Annotated in this window: 1 protein-coding gene; it reads left to right on the top strand. The window is 64.5% G+C overall.

Features of this window, described 5'->3' with window-relative positions:
- Positions 1-248: phosphate acyltransferase (locus AC6UDF_RS07385; protein WP_500724244.1), on the top strand; the 248-nt coding region annotated here is incomplete at both ends.

Here is a 248-nt window from a genome sequence, read left to right as displayed (position 1 = left end):
CCGTGATCGATCCCGAAACCGATCACGAAATCATCGAACCCCTCGCCGAAGCATACCGCATAATCGCCGCGCGGCGCGGTGTTGCATCATCGGAAATCCTGCGCCACGTCTACCGGCGTCCTACGGTGACCGCAGCCATGTTGCTGCGAACCGGGCGCGTGGATGCCGCTCTCGTGGGCGGCAATGCCGAGTTCTGGGGCCAGGTCGAGCATGTCCTGCGCATCATCGACCTCGTCCCGGGCGTGCAG

This window comes from Fructilactobacillus sp. X2R6C1, from assembly GCF_059901295.1.
This window is presented reverse-complemented; position numbering and strand designations above follow the sequence as displayed.